This is a genomic window from Gordonia amicalis (genome assembly GCF_022059885.1).
GTDB classification, from domain to species: domain Bacteria; phylum Actinomycetota; class Actinomycetes; order Mycobacteriales; family Mycobacteriaceae; genus Gordonia; species Gordonia amicalis.
In genome coordinates this window covers 1,412,675-1,429,299 of record NZ_CP091855.1, presented here as the reverse complement: position 1 = coordinate 1,429,299, position 16,625 = coordinate 1,412,675, and the positions used below count along the sequence as shown (strand labels likewise).

13 protein-coding genes and 2 pseudogenes are annotated in these 16,625 nt (G+C 67.1%); 9 read left to right on the top strand and 6 right to left on the bottom strand.

The genetic code is table 11. The features are described from left to right. Positions 1-106: 106 nt before the first annotated feature. Positions 107-865, bottom strand: coding sequence for a VOC family protein (locus IHQ52_RS06560; RefSeq protein ID WP_096273057.1), 759 nt, complete (start codon positions 863-865; stop codon positions 107-109). Positions 866-964: 99 nt separating this feature from the next. On the opposite strand from IHQ52_RS06560, the pseudogene betT reads away from it, so the two are divergent. The 3 genes and pseudogenes from betT to IHQ52_RS06545 all read left to right on the top strand — a co-directional run bounded on the left by betT (position 965) and on the right by IHQ52_RS06545 (position 6,254). Next, positions 965-3,171: pseudogene (gene betT / locus IHQ52_RS06555) on the top strand (choline BCCT transporter BetT). Beyond that, positions 3,168-4,680, top strand: a pseudogene (locus IHQ52_RS06550) (aldehyde dehydrogenase family protein). The pseudogenes betT and IHQ52_RS06550 overlap by 4 nt, the downstream one beginning before the upstream one ends. Continuing rightward, positions 4,677-6,254 carry a GMC family oxidoreductase gene (locus IHQ52_RS06545; RefSeq protein WP_096273055.1) on the top strand — a complete coding sequence of 526 codons (1,578 nt, stop codon included), beginning with the start codon at positions 4,677-4,679 and terminating at the stop codon, positions 6,252-6,254. Before IHQ52_RS06550 ends, IHQ52_RS06545 begins: the two are co-directional and overlap by 4 nt. Here IHQ52_RS06545 and IHQ52_RS06540 read toward each other — a convergent pair. Beyond that, positions 6,251-6,853, bottom strand: a complete 603-nt coding sequence (locus IHQ52_RS06540) for a TetR/AcrR family transcriptional regulator (RefSeq protein WP_096273053.1) — start codon at positions 6,851-6,853, stop codon at positions 6,251-6,253. The two genes, IHQ52_RS06545 and IHQ52_RS06540, sit on opposite strands and share 4 nt — an antisense overlap. A gap of 69 nt (positions 6,854-6,922) precedes the next feature. Between IHQ52_RS06540 and IHQ52_RS06535 the strand changes: the two genes are divergently transcribed. From IHQ52_RS06535 to IHQ52_RS06510, 6 genes are all read left to right on the top strand, one after another. Beyond that, complete coding sequence (locus tag IHQ52_RS06535) at positions 6,923-7,810, top strand: alpha/beta fold hydrolase (protein WP_096273051.1); 888 nt, start codon at positions 6,923-6,925, stop codon at positions 7,808-7,810. Positions 7,811-7,850: 40 nt separating this feature from the next. After that, positions 7,851-8,384 (top strand): RNA polymerase sigma factor, encoded by a 534-nt coding sequence (locus IHQ52_RS06530; protein ID WP_096273049.1) that lies wholly within the window; start codon positions 7,851-7,853, stop codon positions 8,382-8,384. Then, positions 8,381-9,706, top strand: coding sequence for a VOC family protein (locus tag IHQ52_RS06525; protein ID WP_096273047.1), 1,326 nt, complete (start codon positions 8,381-8,383; stop codon positions 9,704-9,706). Before IHQ52_RS06530 ends, IHQ52_RS06525 begins: the two co-directional genes overlap by 4 nt. A gap of 227 nt (positions 9,707-9,933) precedes the next feature. Beyond that, positions 9,934-11,490, top strand: coding sequence for an HNH endonuclease signature motif containing protein (locus IHQ52_RS06520; RefSeq protein ID WP_096273045.1), 1,557 nt, complete (start codon positions 9,934-9,936; stop codon positions 11,488-11,490). Positions 11,491-11,533: 43 nt separating this feature from the next. Beyond that, complete coding sequence (locus tag IHQ52_RS06515; RefSeq protein ID WP_006435804.1) at positions 11,534-12,844, top strand: outer membrane protein assembly factor BamB family protein; 1,311 nt, start codon at positions 11,534-11,536, stop codon at positions 12,842-12,844. A 183-nt stretch (positions 12,845-13,027) separates the two neighbouring features. Beyond that, the gene (locus IHQ52_RS06510; protein ID WP_024500166.1) at positions 13,028-13,795 is read left to right on the top strand and encodes a lytic transglycosylase domain-containing protein; all 768 of its coding nucleotides are present in this window, start codon (positions 13,028-13,030) and stop codon (positions 13,793-13,795) included. A 6-nt stretch (positions 13,796-13,801) separates the two neighbouring features. On the opposite strand, the gene IHQ52_RS06505 is transcribed toward IHQ52_RS06510, so the two are convergent. The 4 genes from IHQ52_RS06505 to IHQ52_RS06490 all read right to left on the bottom strand — a co-directional run bounded on the left by IHQ52_RS06505 (position 13,802) and on the right by IHQ52_RS06490 (position 16,560). After that, positions 13,802-15,088, bottom strand: a complete 1,287-nt coding sequence (locus IHQ52_RS06505) for a M18 family aminopeptidase (RefSeq protein WP_096273043.1) — start codon at positions 15,086-15,088, stop codon at positions 13,802-13,804. Continuing rightward, complete coding sequence (gene purQ / locus IHQ52_RS06500; RefSeq protein ID WP_096273041.1) at positions 15,085-15,765, bottom strand: phosphoribosylformylglycinamidine synthase subunit PurQ; 681 nt, start codon at positions 15,763-15,765, stop codon at positions 15,085-15,087. Before purQ ends, IHQ52_RS06505 begins: the two co-directional genes overlap by 4 nt. 5 nt (positions 15,766-15,770) lie before the next feature. After that, positions 15,771-16,010, bottom strand: a complete 240-nt coding sequence (gene purS, locus IHQ52_RS06495) for a phosphoribosylformylglycinamidine synthase subunit PurS (protein ID WP_006435808.1) — start codon at positions 16,008-16,010, stop codon at positions 15,771-15,773. 67 nt (positions 16,011-16,077) lie between these two features. After that, positions 16,078-16,560 (bottom strand): glutathione peroxidase, encoded by a 483-nt coding sequence (locus IHQ52_RS06490; protein ID WP_006435809.1) that lies wholly within the window; start codon positions 16,558-16,560, stop codon positions 16,078-16,080. Positions 16,561-16,625: the final 65 nt, after the last annotated feature.

Here is a 16,625-nt window from a genome sequence, read left to right as displayed (position 1 = left end):
GCACTGTACAACTGCGCAGGCCGGGGCGGTGTTCCCGGTCCGCTACGCCGAGAGCGAACGGGCCGCCGGATCACCCGATATCACCCGATATGAGGAAGAACCGGGCTCAGACCGACAACACCGAGAGAATATTGCCCGACGGGTCGGTGAACCAGGCGATGTCCGACTCCCCGTCACCACCCCGCACGATGCCCCGCTCGTCGTGCTCGAAACCGTCGTAGCGCAAGATCTCGACCCCCTTGCCGACGAGGTCGTCGACCGTCTGCGCGAGGTCGTCCACGACGATGTTCAGCACGGTGAACGTCGCCGGCCGGTGATGGTCCTTCGGGTACACCATCACCGTCGTCCGACGGCTCCCCCGGACACCGGCCACCCCCATCGGATAGCGCAGTACCCGCATTCCGAGGACGTCCCGATAGAAGCGCTCGGCCTCGTCGAGGTCGCGGACCACGTAAGCGCTGCACGTCGACGCGGGCGGCCCCATCGCGATCTCCTCCGCGTCGGAGAGCCAGACGATCTGGATCCAGTTGCCGTCGGGATCGGTGGCCGTCCCGAGGAAGTTGCCGTCGCGTTCCTCGAGCGGACTGATCCACACGGCGCCGAGCGAGTCCAGGCGCGCAGCGGTCGCGCGCGGGTCGTCGACCTCCACGTTCAGGATCGAGCGGGCGCCGTCGCGGTTGGGGCCGGACACATCGTCGCGTTTGTCGAACATGAGGTAGAAGCCGTCGAGTTCGACGACGTCGTAGCCGGGCCCACCGTCGCCGGTGGACTCGACCTTCGCCTCGAACGCCGTCGCGTACCAGTGCGCGAGTCGTGCGGGGTCGTCGCTGGACAGGAGCATCGAGCCGATCGTTGCGGTTGCCATACCAATCCTGACCGGACGAGGGCGCCGAATTCATCGGTCACGACCGAGTCGGGCAATTCACCCGACCGCCCCGATCAGGAGAGGCTAGCGTCACAGGTCATGAGTGCCGGCGAAAGACCTGCAGTCCCGTCCACTCCCGCCTCCCCGGACACCGGGGAACCGTCACGACGTCCGAGTTCGATCAACCTGACCGTCTTCGTCGCGTCGGCCGCCATCGTGCTCGCCTTCGCGATCTGGGCGCTGGCCGCACCGGCTGCGGCGGAGACCGTCATCAACGACGTCCGCGATTTCATCACCCGCTGGTTCGGCTGGTGGTACTTCATCCTCGCCACCGCGATCGTCGGTCTCGTCGTCTTCCTCGGCATCAGCAAGTACGGGCGGTACCGCCTCGGACCGGAGGAGTCCCGTCCCGAGTACAGCTTGTTCACCTGGACGTCGATGCTGTTCGCCGCCGGCATCGGTATCGACCTGATGTTCTTCTCGGTCGCCGAACCGGTCACCCATTTCCTCACCCCGCCGACCGGTGCGCCGGAGACCAACTTCGCGGCACGGGAAGCCGTGACGTGGACGGTCTTCCACTACGGGATCACCGGCTGGGCGATGTACGCCCTGATGGGCGGCGCCCTGGCCTATTTCGCGTTCCGGCACAACCTGCCGCTGACCATCCGCGCGGCCCTGTACCCGATTTCGGCAAGCGGGTCGAGGGCCGATGGGGCGACGCGATCGACGTCGCGGCCGTGCTCGGCACCATCTTCGGCATCGCGACCTCGCTGGGAATCGGCGTCGTACAGCTCAACTTCGGCCTCAACGAGATCTTCGGCATCGAGCAGGGCAAGGCCGCCCAGATCGGGCTCATCGCCCTGTCGGTAATCATCGCCACCGCCTCGGCGACGTCCGGTGTGGACAAGGGTATTCGGCGATTGTCCGAGATCAACGTGATCCTCGCGATCGTGATGCTCGTCTACATCACGGTCGCCAAGGACGCGGGCTTCCTTCTCAACGGTCTGGTCCAGAACGCGGGCGACTACGTGTCGACGTTCGCCGACCGCACCCTCGACACCTTCGCGTGGGATCAGGTGAATCCCGCACCGGGACAGGACGCTCGGGCCTTCGTCGACGGCTGGACGCTGTTCTTCTGGGCCTGGTGGGTGGCCTGGGCGCCGTTCGTGGGTCTGTTCCTGGCGCGCATCTCCCGCGGACGGACGTTGCGGCAGTTCATCTTCGGCGTCCTCGTGGTCCCGTTCAGCTTCATCCTCATCTGGATCTCGATCTTCGGGAACAGCGCCCTGGCTGTCGCCCGCGGCGATCAGGAGTTCGCCGAGACCACCGCGTCGACCCCGGAGGCCGGCTTCTACTCGCTGCTCGAGCAGTACCCGGGGGCAACGCTGCTGATCGGCGTCACGACCATCACCGGCCTGCTGTTCTATGTGACCAGCGCCGACTCGGGTTCGCTGGTGATGGGCAACTTCACCAGCCGCCTCAGTGACCCGATGGCCGATTGCCAACGCTCCCTTCGTATCTTCTGGTCGGTCGCCATCGGCCTGCTGACCCTGTCGATGCTGTTCGCCGGGGGCGGCGACGGATCGATCCTGACCTTGCAGGCCGCGACCGTCATCATGGGTCTGCCCTTCTCCTTCGTCCTCGGCCTGATCGGGGTGTCGCTGCTGCGTGCGGTACGCAACGAGTCGTACAAACTCGACAGCTTCCGTACGACGCTGCCGAAGGTGATCGCGGTCGGACGCGGGCCGACCGAACACGGCAGCTGGCGCCAACGCCTGGTCGGAACACTCCGGTTCCCCGGTCGGGTCGCCACCCGCAGGTACATCACGGCGACGGTTGTCCCGGCGATGCACGAGGTCGCGGAGCAGTTCGGTCGGGAGGGCGTCACGGCGACGGTCGACGAGTCGGCGGTCAACGAGGGTTTGCCGTCGCCTCGCCTCATCGTCGAACTCGCCGACGTCCCGGCCTTCGAGTACTGCGTGTGGCCGGTGTCCGCACCGACGCCCACGTATGCGGTTCGCAGCCAGCGTTCCGATGACCGGTACTTCCGGTGCGAGGTGTACCTGACCGAGGGTTCGCAGGGATATTCCTTGTCGGGGTACAACCGTGAACAGATCATCGGCGACATTCTCGATCAGTACGAACGACATCTGGGCTATCTCCATCTACGTGACTCGGCCGCCGATCACCACGACCCGGCCGCCCGCCTCCCGGACACCGTCGCCGGCACCGGATCCCCGAACGCCGGTACGGTCGCAGAGGCGGACATACCCGACAGCGATCCGGAAGGAGCGCCTGCTCCATGAGCGAGACCCTCTACATCGACGGCCGTTGGTGCGCCGCGAGATCCGGCAAGACCCGCGAGATACGCTGCCCGGCCGACAATTCCGTGGTGGGCGTGGTGGCCGAGGCGTCCGCGGACGACACCGAGGCGGCGATCGCAGCTGCCCGGCACGCCTTCGACGCCGGGGAGTGGAGCGCCACCCCGGCGGCCGAGCGGGGCGATCTCCTCCTCCGCGGCGCCGATCAGATCGATGCGCGCCGAGACGAATTCGTCCGAGCCGAGACCCTCGACACGGGCAAACGGCCGTATGAGTCGGATATCGACATGACCGACATCGCCAACTGCTTCCGCTATTTCGGAAAGCTGGCCGCGCAGGACGCCGGTCGTGTCGTCGACACCGGGTCGCCCGATGCCGATTCGCGGATCGTCTACGAGCCGGTCGGCGTCTGCGGCCTCATCACGCCGTGGAACTATCCGCTGCTGCAGGCGGCGTGGAAGGTGGCGCCCGCCCTGGCGGCCGGCAACACCTTCGTCCTCAAACCCGCCGAGCTGACGCCGCACACCTCGATCCTCCTGCTGGAAGTGCTTGACGGCCTCGGCCTTCCGGCCGGGGTCGCGAACCTCGTACTCGGTGCCGGAGCGGATGCGGGCGCGCCGCTGTCGTCGCATCCCGACGTCGACCTGGTCTCCTTCACCGGCGGACTGGTGACGGGGCGGGTCATCGCGCGCTAGGCCGCGGCGACGGTGAAGAAGGTGGCCCTCGAACTCGGCGGCAAGAACCCGAACGTCGTGTTCGCGGACGCCTGCGCCACCGACGATCTGCTCGCCGCCGCGGTGGACAACGCACTGAACGCGGCGTTCTTGCACTCGGGTCAGGTGTGTTCCGCGGGTGCACGACTCGTCGTCGAGGAGTCGGCGCACGACCGGTTCGTCGACGAACTGGTCCGGCGCGCCGAGCAGATCCGTCTGGGACTGCCGTACTCCGAGGACACCGAGACCGGACCGCTGATCTCCGAGGCGCATCGCGACAAAGTGCACGCCTACGTCGAACAGGCCCGAGCCGACGGCGCGGTGATCCGCACCGGCGGCGCCTTCGCGACCGGCGACCAGGGGTCGGGCAACCTCGACGACGGCTGGTTCTACCTGCCTACCGTCATCGACGGCGCCGACCGTTCGATGGCCTGTGTGCACGACGAGGCCTTCGGCCCCACCGTGACCGTCGAGACCTTCACCACCGAGGACGAGGCGGTGAGCCTGGCCAACGACACCGTCTACGGTCTCGCCGGGGCGGTGTGGTCGGCCGACGCCGCCCGTGCCCGCCGCATCGCCGGACGCATACGGGCAGGAACGGTGTGGGTCAACGACTTCGGCCCCTACCTACCCGAGGCCGAGTGGGGCGGCTACGGGCAGTCCGGCTTCGGGCGTGAGCTCGGACCGTCGGGTCTGGCCGAGTACCGCGAGGCCAAGCACGTCTACGAGAACCTCCGGCCGGGTGACCGGCTGGTTCGAGAACCGGAAGGGGCAGCAGTGAGCGAGTCGCACGGCACGGAGACCTACGACTACGTGGTCGTCGGTGGCGGTTCGGCGGGCGCCGCGGTGGCGTCCCGGTTGTCCGAGGACCCGTCGGTCACGGTGTGCCTGCTGGAAGCCGGCCCGTCCGATGTCGGGGACGACGCGATCCTGCGACTCGACCGTTGGATGGAGCTGCTCGAATCCGGATACGACTGGGACTATCCCATCGAGCCGCAGGAGAACGGCAACGACTTCATGCGGCACGCCCGCGCAAAGGTGCTGGGCGGCTGCAGTTCCCACAACAGCTGCATCGCGTTCTGGGCACCGCGAGAGGACCTCGACTCCTGGGAGCGCGATTTCGGTTGTGCAGGCTGGGGTTCGGAGGAGCTGTACCGACTCTTCCCTCAGATCGAGACCAACGACGCCCCCGGCGACCATCACGGCCGCAGCGGACCCGTCCACATCATGACGGTGCCGCCGAACGACCCGTGCGGTGTCGCCGTGCTCGATGCCTGTGAGGCCGTCGGCATCCCGCGGGCCAAGTTCAACAGCGGGAAGACGGTCGTCAACGGCGCCAACTTCTTTCAGATCAACCGGCGTCCCGACGGAATGAGGGCGTCGTCGTCGGTGAGTTATCTGCACCCCCACCTCGATCGGCCGAACCTCACGATCCGCACCGGATCCTGGGCCAAGCGGATCGTCATCGAGAAGGTCGACGGCGAGCTGCGGGCCGTCGGCGTCGACATCACCGACAACGCCTTCGGACGGACGACGAGGATCGATGCCGGACGCGAGGTGATCGTGTCGGCCGGCGCCATCGACACCCCGAAACTGCTGATGCTCTCGGGGATCGGGCCGGCCGATGATCTCCGTCAGCACGAACTCGACGTCCTCGTCGACTCCCCCGGCGTCGGCGAACACCTCCAGGACCATCCCGAGGGCGTCATCGGATTCGAGACGAAGAAGCCCATGACACAGGAGTCGACCCAGTGGTGGGAGGCCGGCATCTTCACGACCGTCGACGATGATCTGGACCGGCCGGACCTCATGATGCATTACGGCAGCGTGCCCTTCGACATGCACACCCTGCGCCAGGGGTACCCGACCAGTGAGAACACCTTCTGCCTCACCCCGAATGTCACCCATGCGCGATCGCGGGGCACGGTGAAGCTGCGCTCCCGTGATTTCCGGGACAAGCCGCGCGTCGACCCGCGGTACTTCACCGACCCCGAGGGTTACGACATGCGGATCATGACCGCAGGCCTGCGCAAGGCGCGCGAGATCGCTTCCGCCGCACCGCTGCGAGAATGGGTTGCGCGCGAACTGTATCCGGGACCGGACACCACCGGTGACGAGGAACTGGCCGACTACATCCGTCGCACCCACAACACCGTCTACCACCCGGTGGGCACGGTACGGATGGGACCGCCGGACGACGAGATGTCGCCGCTCGACCCCGAACTGCGGGTCAAGGGCGTGGCGGGCCTGCGCGTCGCCGACGCGTCGGTCTTCCCCGAGCACACCACGGTGAACCCGAACCTGACCGTGATGCTCGTCGGGGAACGGTGTGCCGAGCTGGTGGCCGGCAGCTAGGTCCGGAACGAGTCGACGATGCGGTCGAGGACCGCGGCGACCTCCGCGGTCGCTGCGTCCCGGTCCTGCGCCGCAGCGACGTACAGGGCGGCCTCGTCGAGCGCACCGATCGCGACGTGGGCGAGGGGTCGGGTCGGCTGATCGACGGCCTGACCGGCCGCGATCGCGGCCTGGATCAACCCCTCGACGAGGGCGAAACCGAACTCTTCACCTCGCGCGCGCCATTGCGCCCAGCCGAGGACGGACGGTGCCTCGACGAGGGTGATCCGGTGTACCGAGGGCTCGGTGCAGAGTTCGAGGAAGAGCCGCATGCCCGTCTTGAGCGCGGCGATCGGGTCCTCGGCGGCGAGAGCGCCGGCGGCTTCGGCGATCTGTGCGACCACATCCTGTTCCACCGCGTCGTAGACGGCCGTGAACAGGCCCTTCTTGTCTCCGAACTGGTGGTAGAGCGCACCACGGGTCACGCCCGCCGCGTCGACGATCTCCTGGGTGCCCACGTCGGCGAAACCGCGTTCACCGAAGAGCTTGCGACCTGCGGCGATGAGCGCCGCGCGGGTGGCCGCGGTGCGTTCGGCCTGGGTCCGACGGTTGACTTTCATACAGTCTGCACGTAACTTTCGTACTCAGTGTTCGTAAGTTATCCGAGTCTACGAGAAGCGGACCTCGCCATGGCAAACTTGCTGCCGACCGTCGAACTCCCGTCCGGTGTGATCGAGTACGCCACGTACGGACCCGCCGACACCGCACTTCCGCCGATCGTCTTCATGCACGGCGCCGTCGTCGACCATCGTCTGTGGGAACCGGTGGCCGAGCTCCTCGCCGAACGCGGCCACCGTTGCTTCGTCCCGTTGATGCCGCTCGGTTCGCACCGGATCCCGTGGGGGCCGGACGCGGATCGTTCGCCGCGCGGGGCGAGCCGGCTGCTCCGCGAGTTCGTCGGACACTTCGACCTGTCGTCGGCGACCCTGGTGGCCAACGACACCGGCGGCGCGGTCACCCAGTTCGCGCTCGACGAGGATCCCCGCTTCGTGAGCCGCGTCGTGTTCACCAACTGCGATGCCTTCGATCTGTTTCCGCCGCAACCGTTTCGGCTGTTCTTCGCATTGATGCGACACCGGTTGTTGCTGAAGCCCCTGGTCGATTCGATGCGGCTCACGACCCTCCGGCATTCCCCGCTCGGCGTCGGCCTGCTGCTCAACGATCCCGATCCCGACCTCACCGCCTCCGTGTTCGTTCCCCTGCAAGACGACGTCCGCATCCGCGACGACTTCAGAGCGTTCCTGCGCGAGATCAGCCCCGCGGAGCTCGCCACCGTGACCGCACGCATGTCGCGGGTCGACCTGCCCGTCCGCTTCGTGTGGGGCCGTGACGATCGGTGTTTCACCCTGGAACACGGCCGGCGGTTCGCCTCGGTCTTCACCGGAGCCGACGGCGAGGGTGCGCGGTTCGTCGAGATCGCCGACGCCCGAACGTTCGTGTCGCTGGACCAACCGCATGCGGTGGCGGCGGAGATCGCGACGTTCACCGCGGAAGAGTCGGAGAAGAAACTTCGCTGAAGGGCGTCGGATTCCGGGGCCCCCGCACGACGATGAATACGTGAGCAGCGACCACACCGATTCTTCCGGACCAGCGGGACTGCTGGCGGTGTACGACCAGGCACTGCCGGCGGTGTATGGATTCGTCGTCCGGCGCTGCGCGGATCGCCGAACCGCCGAGGACGTGACGTCGGAGACCTTCCTGGCCGCCATGGACTCCGTTCGCCGGCACCGGGGCACCGAACCGACGACTCCCTGGCTCATCGGGATCGCGCGGCACAAGCTCGCCGATCACTGGCGGCGGGCTCAACGCACACCGGAACCGGTCGACGACGTCCCCGACCACGGGGACGACCCGTGGGACACCGAACTCGACCGCATGGTCGCCCATCACACGCTGAGGCAACTGACGCCGATCCACCGCGCAGTCCTCACATTGCGCTACGTCGACGACCTACCGGTCGGCGAATGCGCGGAGATCCTCGGTCGCACGGTCGGTGCCACCGAGGCGCTTCTCACCCGCGCGAAGCGCGCCTTCCGCGCGGCCTACCCCGAAACACAACCCCAGAGCAGCGGGAGAGGAGGTCACGCATGAGCACCCGGAACAGCACACGCTTCGGTGAGGCACGGGATCCGCTGCACGTACTGCGCGCAGCCGACACTCCCGGCTTCGACGATCCCGTCGAACCCGACCGCGGTTTCGCCGCCTCGTTGCGCGACCGCCTCGAACGCGGGGCGAACCTACCGCAAGGAGTCATCATGGCCACCGCAACACAATTCGACGAACTGACCACCACCGATACCGCCATCACATCCGACGCGATCGTCGAACGCCCCGGCGCACTTCCCTACCTCACCGTGGCGGAGCCGCAGGCCGCCATCGACTGGTACATCGCCAATCTCGGCGCGCGGCTGCGTGGGCAGCCGATCGTCATGGACGACGGCGTCATCGGTCACGCCGAGCTCGAGATCGGCGGCGGTGTCATCTATCTCGCCGCCGAGTTCCCGGATCTGGGACTGCGGGCGCCTGCCCCCGGTCACGTGTCGGTGAGTCTGATGGTCGCGGTCGACGACACCGACACAGCCATCGCGACGACCGCCCGGGCCGGCGCCTCCGTCACCCGTGAACCCTACGAGGCGCACGGCACGCGGACCGGGGTCATCGTCGACCCGTTCGGTCACCGCTGGATGCTGACCGGACCGTCGAAGACACAGTTGTCCAACCGCATCCATCAGGGCGACATCGGCTACATGTCCCTGAACACCCCGGACGCCGCACGCGCGCGCCGGTTCTACGGCGAGGTCCTCGGTTGGGAGTTCGATCCCGAGGGGCGTCGTGTGACCAATATCGGTCACCGGCTGGGCATCTTCGAGACAGACGGCGACCCGACGGTGTTCTGCGCCTACGCCGTCGACGATCTCGAGGCGGCCCATGCGCGCATCGTCGCAGCCGGCGGACAGGGCGAATTCGGGTCGAGTCCCGACGGGCACCGGATCGTCGACGCCGTCGACGCCCAGGGCGTGCGATTCGCGGTGTACGCCACCGAACCCGGCGACGTGCGGCCTGCCCAACATCCCCGCGGCATCGGCGCGATGAGCTACCTGACCGTGCTCACGCCGGACAGCGCGCGCTACCGGGACTTCTACGGATCAGTGCTCGGCTGGACGTTCCACGGCGGTCGCATCGACGACGGCTGGGAGGTCGACGATGTACGACCCCAGGTCGGGATCGCCGGTGGCGCCGACACTTCCGTGGCGGTCCCGATGTGGGTGACCGACGATGTCGAGGGGGCGGTCGCACGTGTCCGCGCCGCTGGTGGCAGCGTCCTCGAGGAGCCCCGCACCGCTCCTTACGGCATCTCCGCGCGGTGCACCGACGACCAGGGAGCGCAGTTCTACCTCGGCCAGTTGTTCTGAGGGAGCCTGACTGTCAGACTTCATTTCGATGTTGCGACTTCGATCGAGGTCGCAACGTCGAGATGAAGTCTGGAAGTGGAAGGACCGATTCTCGCGTAACCCATTGCTGCACAACCTCTTGCCACCGCGCCTGTGGATGAGTATCTGTTCTTGTCGGTGGGGTGTTCTACCTTGGTTGGTGACAGATTCAGCCAACCAGGTTGGGCTGTAGACGTTGTGGGGGCAGCGTGTCAGACAAGTGGACCGATCTACCGGCCGAGTTCCTCGCCGGGGTCGATCCTGCCCACCCCGAATCGTCCGACACCGCAACACATATGACACGGATGCGGTCGATCCGCCACGGCGAGGCCTTCCTGGCCTGGTCTCGCTACCAGTCGATCGCCACCGTCTACGACCAACTCGTCCTCAACAGCACCGGCGGCTTTTTCATCGATCGCTACACCGAAATGGTCACCCGAGTGTGCCGCGAAGACGCCATCACCCGCTACCAGGCCGATCAGTGGGTCGGCGAAGCACTCGCGCTGCGCGAGCGGCTGCCGAAGGTGTTGACCACCCTGCGTGATGGCATCGTGTCGCGCGCACTGATCCAGACCGTCCTGTCCCGCACCGACCTGATCACCGACGACACGATCATGGCCGACCTCGACACCGAGATCGAACACATCCTGCGCAGCCGTAAGGGCGCCTGGTCGAAGCCGAAGCTCCGCGACATGGTCGATCGCCTGGTGTTCCGGCATGATCCCGATGCGGTGCGTGAGCGGCGTCGTGAAGCCGTGGACAAGCGCGGTATGTATACGGAGAATTTCGTCGACGGCACCGGTGAGATCACCGGCGTGATGGTCGCCGAGAACGTGCGCATCGCGGCGAAAGCCGTGAAAGCGTTGGCCGACACCGTCTGCGCCCATGATGGTCGCAACCGTAACCAGCGCAACTCTGATGCCATGTTCGCGTTGTTGACCGGCACCGCCTACGAATGCCAGTGCGGGCGTGAGGAGTGCGCCGCCGACATCCCCGACCCCGACGAGGTTGTCCGGTCGGTGAGCACCGAGGTCGTCATCCACGTCGTCACTGACGCCGCCACCCTCGCCGGCGCGCCCGGTATCGGCTGGGTGGACGGGCACGGTGTCGTCTCCGATGACCATGTCCGTGACCTCGCGCAGCGGCCCGACGCCACCATCAAACCTGTCACCCCGGTGCGCACGCCACCAGCCCGCGTAGTTGCCGAAGACGCTGCGTCGAAAGACGTCGTGATCGTCTACCCGGGTGCGCAACCGGCTGATCCGTACCGGCCGACCGCTGCTTGCGCCGATTTCGTGCGCGTGCGCGACGGCTACTGCACCGAACCCGGCTGCCCGAGCTCGTCATTCGACAGCGACCTCGACCACGTCACCGAGTACGACCGCACCAGCCCAACCCAGGGTGGGGCGACGTCGAGCGAGAACCTCAACGCCAAATGCCGGTTCGGGCATTTGCACAAAACCTTCGGCGACTGGATCGACACCCAGTGCCGCGACGACGACGGCCACCTGGTCACCGAATACCGCACCCCCGAAGGCTTCACCATCCCCGGTGACGCCGAAACCCTGGAAGACTTCTTCCCCAACCTGCGACGCATCCGCTACGAACAACCACCCCAGGCACCACCCACACCCAGAGTGATCACCGGGGACGACGCTCCCTCCACCGACAACCGGCTCGCGCGGAAACACGCACGCCGGAGGGCCGAACGTGCCCGCAACAAGAAACAACGCCTCACCGACCAGGCAGACCCGCCACCTTTCTGACCTGGACCGAGTTGCTCGTGCCTCACATGGTTCACTCTTACCCATGTCCTCACGCTCCCGCGCCCGGGCGCTTTCCGCGCGCCTGCCGTTCGGTATCGGGACCGTCGTACTGATCCTCTGCGCAGCGATGCTCGTCACCGTCGGCGTGGTGCTCTCCGGTGGCAAGTACCAGGTGGACGACACCGAGTACGCATATGGGGAACTGCGCGACTACCACCGGGCGCCGTCCATCGCCTGGACCATCGTCGGCCACGAGGATCTGCCCGACTATCGCGACGAGGTCACCATCCAGGTCGTCGACACCTCGGACGAGGGCTGGCTCATCGCCTACCCCTCCGGCCTGGGCCGCTCGTTCACGATGGTGGACCGACGCAACGGTCGTATGCTCTGGGACTCACCCATCAACGCCGGCCAAGGCGACTGCGCCGTCAACGAGGCCGGGCAGGTGGGCTGCGCCGTCCAACTCGGCACGCCGCTCGACGACGGCTTCTATCTCGTCGACGACGCGGGACACCCGACGCAGACCTCCGAGTACCTGGACACCAAGAAGGTCGTCGGACTCGGCAACAACTTCCTGCGCGTCAACCGCGTCGGCCACCAGGTCTCGCTGAACACCCCGGCCGGGAACACCATCTGGGCACGAACCTTCGCCGCGCCGGTCGTCGACATCGAGGTCACCGGCGACATCGTCGTCGTCAAGACCGCGGACGCCAGCCAGTACCTGGTGAACCCGACGAACGGCGACAACCGCATCGCCTGCGACCAGTGCAACATCGCCCTCTATCCGACGGGCGTGACCGTCGAGCACCAGGACCACAACGCCGAGCGGGTCACCAGCTACGCCACCGTCAACGGACGCGTCGACGCGGACCCCGTCAGCGACTCAGAAGGCCTGCAGGTGGAGTCCGGTCCGTCGACGCTTGCGTTGCTGACCGCGTCCAACCGCATCTTCGCCGACCGTGGAGAGTACGAGGTCCGCGACCCGGCCCGACAGGGCGCTCTGTGGCGGATCAGCGACCGGGAACTCTCCAAGTCGGGGGCCATCGCCTGCGGCTCACTGGTCAACTTCGGGCGCCTCGACGGTTCGCGGACGACGTACGCGCTCGCGGACGGCAAGCACATCGGCAGCGGTCCGCCGCCCGGTCCGGAGCAACCCATCCTGGCCAACCCCGCCTGCATCGGGTCGACGGACACCACCATGATCCTCTCGAATCAGGGACAGCTGACCGCCCTGACGCCGGAGAACACCGTGGCCTGGGAACAGGGCGTCGGCTCCCCCGGGCTGATCAAAGTCATCGAGGGTTACATCGTCCTCAGCGAGGGCGCCACGATGTCCGTTCTGCGTCCGAATTGAGGCTCGTGTGGGCCGTCTCACATCCACACGAGTGCGCCCGCGGCTACCTGCGAAGACACACAGTCGTCCAACTGTCCAGACCTAGGTTGGTCACGGACAGATAACGCTTTGCTCACGACCACGTGTACGGTCGGCTCGGTTCCGAAAGCACGAACCATCAGCAGTACACGCGAGGTCAGAGTTTTGGGTAAGCATTCCAAGCCACGGAAGAAAACACGCACACCGCTGTGGGCCACGGCCCTCCTCCCCGTCGGGGTCCTGGCGGGCGCGGCGACCGCAGGAGCCGAGCTGTCCCACCCGACAGCCGCCCCGGAGCCCAGCATCCCCGCCAAGGGCGTGACGGCCACCGCGGCCCCGGCCCTCACCCCCGCGGCGAACGTCCACCCGGTCGCCCCGGCACCGAAGCCGGCACCCGCCCCGGTCATCCGACCGGCGAGCGTCACCTCCGGCGCGGTCCCCGTGACCAACTACGACGCCTACACGAAGGCAGCGAAGACCATCGCCGACACCAACCCGCGCTGCGGCATCGACTGGAAGGTCATCGCCGGCATCGGCAAGGTCGAGTCCCATCACGCCGACCAGGGCAACGTCAATCCCGACGGCGTGCTGCGCAGTGCCATCTTCGGCCCCGTCCTCGACGGCTCGCTCGGCGGCAACGAGGTCATCAGCGACACCGACGGCGGTGAGCTCGACGGCGACGCGGCCTACGACCGCGCGGTCGGCCCCATGCAATTCCTGCCGTCGACCTGGAAGGCCTACGCGGCCGACGGCAACGGTGACGGAAAGTCGGACCCGCAGAACATCTTCGACGCGGCGCTGACCACTGCGCGCTACCTGTGCGACGACCACCTGGACCTGCGCAACCCGGCGTCGCTGACCACCGCGATCCTGCGGTACAACAACTCGATGGAGTACGTGAACAACGTACTCGGGTTCGCGCGTTCCTACTGACCCGAACTACTGCTGGGCTAAAAACGCCTGTAGCGCAGCGGAATACATCGGCACGTCGGCGGCACCCATCAGTTCGCGCGCGGAGTGCATCGCGAGCTGTGGAGCCCCGACGTCGATCGTCGCCAGTCCCGTGCGGGTCGCGGTGATCGGTCCGATCGTCGAACCGCAGGGCAGATCCGCCCGATGGACGTAGCGCTGCATCGGTACGCCGGCGTCGTCGCAGGCCATCGCGAAGACGGCCTCCCCCAGAGCATCCGAGGCGTAGCGGAGATTCTGGTTCACCTTGAGCACCGGACCGCCGCCGATCGAGATCCGATGGCCGGGCTCATGTCGCTCGGGATAGTTCGGGTGCGTCGCGTGGGCCATGTCTCCGGACAGGCACACGCTCGCCGCCATCGCCTGCAGATAGTCGGAGCGAGAACCGCCGCGCGCTAACACGATCCGCTCGCACACCGAGGCCAGGAAGTCCGATGCGGCACCGCGCTCGGAGCCGCTGCCGACCTCTTCGTGGTCGAACAGCGCCAGCATGCGGGTATTCGTCGACGACGAGCCGTCGAGCAGCGCCCGCAGTCCCGCGTAACAGGTGCCCTGATTGTCCAAACGCGGTGCGCTGAGCAGATTCTCCGCCGTACCGATCAGCGCCGAGGGCGCGATGTCGTGGGTCATCAGTTCCCAGCCCAGCAGTGTGCCGGGGTCGATCCCTGCATATTCGGCGACCCAGCCGAGGACGTCGGGGGCGCCGTCGTCGAGGCCCCAGAGTCCGTCGACGTGCCGCTGCGGATCGGGCGAGACGCCTTTCCGGTCCTCCGACAGGTGGATTGCCAGCTGCGGCACCCGTACCACTGCTTCGGTCACGTGGACGAGCGTGTGCGCCACGCGATCTCCCGCCCGATAGGCGAGTCGCCCGGACAGTCCGAGATCACGGTCGAGCCAAGAGTTGAGCCACGCGCCCCCGTAGGGTTCGAGCGCGATCATCGCCGCGCCGGCCGATGAACGGTCGGGATGCTGTTTCAGCCGGAGGTTGGGACTGTCGGTGTGCCCGCCGACGATACGAAACGCCGGACCTCCACCCGTTTCCCACGCGATGAGGGAGCCACCGCGGATCACATAGGACTTCGACGACGCCGCACTGACCGCGGACGGCCACGCCTGATCCTCGAAAAGCCGTGTGTACCCCGCATTCTCGAGCTCGCGGGCGACGGTGGCGCAGACGTGGAAGGGCGACGGCGACGCGTCGATGAACCCGCCGAGCCCGGACGCCGAGGCGCTGGTCGGGATCCTCGGTCCGGTCATACCGAGGCGAGCACCGAGTCGATCACCGAGTAGAACAGGCCGAGACCGTCGTCGCTGGGGCCGGTGAGCGGTTCGGTCGCGTGCTCGGGATGCGGCATGAGCCCGACGATCCGCCCGTTGGGGCTGGAGATCCCGGCGATGTCGAGTGCCGACCCGTTCGGATTGCGCTCCGGGTAGGTGAACACGATCAGGCCCTCACCCTCGAGCTCTTCGAGCTTGCGCTCCGACGCCACATACCGACCTTCGCCGGACTTCAGCGGGATGAGGATCTCCGCGCCCCGCTCGAACCGGGTCGTCCATGCGGTGGTGTTGTTCTCGACGCGCAGCCACTCGTCGCGGCAGATGAAATGCAGGCCCTCATTGCGGGTGAGCGCGCCCGGCAGCAGGCCGGCCTCGCACAGCACTTGGAATCCGTTGCAGATACCGAGAACCGGCATACCCTTGCCGGCCGCGTCGACGACCGAGCCCATCACCGGCGCGAAACGCGCGATGGCGCCGGCACGGAGGTAGTCGCCGTAGGAGAAGCCGCCGGGCACGATGACCGCGTCGACGCCCTTCAGGTCGGCGTCGCCATGCCACAGCGCAATGGGTTCGGCACCCGCGAGCCGGACCGCGCGCGCGGCGTCGACGTCGTCGAGGGTGCCGGGGAAGGTGATGACACCGATCCGAGCTGTCATGCCGCCTACTCCGCGACCCGAGAGACGTTGAAGTTCTCGATGACCGTGTTGGTCAACAACTCTTCGGCGATCCGCTCCAGGGTCACGTCGTCGACGGTGTCGTCGACCTCGAGTTCGAAGCGCTTGCCCTGACGGACGTCGCCGATCCCGGTGAATCCGAGCCGACCCAGTGCGCCGACGATGGCCTGCCCCTGCGGGTCGAGAATCTCGGCTTTGGGCATCACGTCGACCACCACTCGCGCCATGGCACCGCTCCTCAATGTCTACTGATCAGTTCTCGCCTGGTCAGCTTACCGGGTGCCCCAAATCGGCTCAGAGCACGGATTCGATCGCGGCGACGACGGTGGGGTCGGTCGGCTCGGTACGCGGACGGAAACGGTTGACGACCTCACCGTCGGCGTTGACGAGGAACTTCTCGAAGTTCCACTGGATGTCGCCGGCCTCTCCGTCGGCGTCGGCGTGCCGGGTCAGCTCGGCGTACAGCGGATGGCGCCCGTCGCCGTTCACGTCGGTCTTCTCGAGCAGCGGGAACGTGACCCCGTAGGTGGTCGAGCAGAAGGTCGCGATCTCTTCGGCGGTGCCGGGCTCCTGGCCCATGAACTGGTTGCACGGGACGCCCACGACGGTCAGCCCCTTGTCGCCGTAGGACTTGGCGAGCTGCTCGAGACCTTCGTACTGCGGGGTGAGGCCGCACTTGCTGGCGACGTTGACGATCAGCAGCGGCCCACCGAAGTCCTTCAGCGAGACGTCGGAGCCGTCGAGAGAGGTGACCGGGATGTCTTTGATGTTGCCCATGGGGAGAGATTAGACGTCCTCGACGGAAGTGCACCACGCAGCGTGAGACGGGGCTCACACCATCT

Excerpts from the sequence above, each read along its gene's own strand:
- IHQ52_RS06560 (WP_096273057.1), bottom strand. The coding sequence starts at position 865 with ATGGCAACCGCAACGATCGGCTCGATGCTCCTGTCCAGCGACGACCCC.
- IHQ52_RS06540 (WP_096273053.1), bottom strand. The coding sequence starts at position 6,853 with ATGAAAGTCAACCGTCGGACCCAGGCCGAACGCACCGCGGCCACCCGC.
- IHQ52_RS06535 (WP_096273051.1), top strand. The coding sequence starts at position 6,923 with ATGGCAAACTTGCTGCCGACCGTCGAACTCCCGTCCGGTGTGATCGAG.
- IHQ52_RS06525 (WP_096273047.1), top strand. The coding sequence starts at position 8,381 with ATGAGCACCCGGAACAGCACACGCTTCGGTGAGGCACGGGATCCGCTG.
- IHQ52_RS06515 (WP_006435804.1), top strand. The coding sequence starts at position 11,534 with ATGTCCTCACGCTCCCGCGCCCGGGCGCTTTCCGCGCGCCTGCCGTTC.
- IHQ52_RS06505 (WP_096273043.1), bottom strand. The coding sequence starts at position 15,088 with ATGACCGGACCGAGGATCCCGACCAGCGCCTCGGCGTCCGGGCTCGGC.
- purQ (WP_096273041.1), bottom strand. The coding sequence starts at position 15,765 with ATGACAGCTCGGATCGGTGTCATCACCTTCCCCGGCACCCTCGACGAC.
- purS (WP_006435808.1), bottom strand. The coding sequence starts at position 16,010 with ATGGCGCGAGTGGTGGTCGACGTGATGCCCAAAGCCGAGATTCTCGAC.
- IHQ52_RS06490 (WP_006435809.1), bottom strand. The coding sequence starts at position 16,560 with ATGGGCAACATCAAAGACATCCCGGTCACCTCTCTCGACGGCTCCGAC.